A 1,549-nucleotide genomic window follows, 5' to 3' on the forward strand; every position below is an offset into this window, starting at 1 on the left:
AGTCACGAAAATCCAAACTCGGTTTTCAATTGCGTACGAATTGCTAGAGAGAATGCAAGGGTTTGTCGTGATCACATACCTAATGAACTGTTTGAAGTGTGGAATGACGTCTTTTTATATACAAAAGATGCTCAGAATATCCCGTATTCTCTTCAGAACATGAGATTGTTTCTAAGCTAGATTAAAAAGGCTTCTTTCACTATTCAAGGAATTATTGAGTCAAACATGTCTCGGGGTATAGCTTACCATATGATGAAAATAGGAAATTGGTTAGAACGGGCTGAAAAAACTGCCAGAATTTTAAATGTGGTGTGTGAACATACAAGTGAAGCGGAGCTTTCTTATAAAAGAGATGAATATTATGCGTGGCTATCAGCACTTAGAATGCTGAATGGCTATGAGGCCTATTTGAAGGTGAATAGACCAAAAATGGATCCACGAACAATTCTTGCTTTTCTTATTGTCGATGAAACCTTTCCTAGATCCATTCATTACAATATGAATAGTGTGCAAAATGCAATTGATAATTTAGGAGGACAGAAGGCTAAACACTCTGAAAAGCTCCATTATCTTTTACAAAGGCTTCATCAAGACTTTGATGAAATGACTATTCAGGAGTTAGACTCCGAAGAAATGATGGACTTTCTGAATCGCTTTCAAAATCAATGTAATGAAATTGGGCAAACCTTCTCTGAAACCTATTATTTAATTGAACCTATTAAGCAACCGTATACACCTGCTATCCAAATACAATCACAAGGTGATAATAATTGGATTAGTAATTCTCAGATGCCTGTTATTGAAAGACCATCATCCTTAAAATATAAAATTGAGCATACAAATATTTTTGATTATGAGACAATGGTTGATCAAAGTATGAACTCGATTCGTTTGAAGCCTAGAACTGATGAGTGTCAGCGTTTGCTTTCTTACCGAGCAGAAATTAATCCTGTTGCCTTAACGAAGGAACACGTGGATATATGGGGAAACACAGTAGAATCATTTTTTATAGCAGATCATCATCGTCATTTAGAGGTTAAGACAACCTCTGTTGTCAGTATCCAAAGAAGTCCTTGGGTTCATAGAATTGACTATTCACCGGAAATGTATGCCATTTTCCATTCAGAGCTTTTTAGAAGCCATTACTTAGCATACTTAAGCAATACAGCTTATACGTATTTGACACCTGAGCAAATAGAAAAAGTGGATAAAGAAATAGGGGAAATGGTAAACCCTGTTAAGTACGCGATTGATTTAATGGGATACTTGTTCAATCATTTCACATATGATGGTTCATCTACTACTGTTACCACTAAGGCGCTGGAATCGTTTGACCTACAAAAAGGCGTGTGTCAGGACATTTCACATGTGATGCTTGGGGTATTAAGAACAAAGAATATACCGGCTCGATATGTAAGTGGGTATCTGTATGTTGGTGAAAATTCGGCATTAGTTGGTGATGCAGCTAGTCATGCCTGGGTAGAGGTAATGGTTCCAGGGATTGGCTGGGTAGGTCTTGACCCAACAAATAATGTGGAAGCTTTAGAAA

At 37.1% G+C, this 1,549-nt stretch carries 1 protein-coding gene and 1 pseudogene; both read left to right on the top strand.

The genetic code is table 11. The features are described 5' to 3' along the window. Positions 1-39: 39 nt before the first annotated feature. A pseudogene (locus AC06OU_RS12860) lies at positions 40-996 on the top strand (alpha-E domain-containing protein); the annotation flags it as partial. 261 nt (positions 997-1,257) lie between these two features. Then, positions 1,258-1,549: transglutaminase-like domain-containing protein (locus tag AC06OU_RS12865; RefSeq protein ID WP_475856255.1), on the top strand; the 292-nt coding region annotated here is incomplete at its 3' end.

It is taken from the genome of Psychrobacillus sp. (assembly GCF_056205495.1).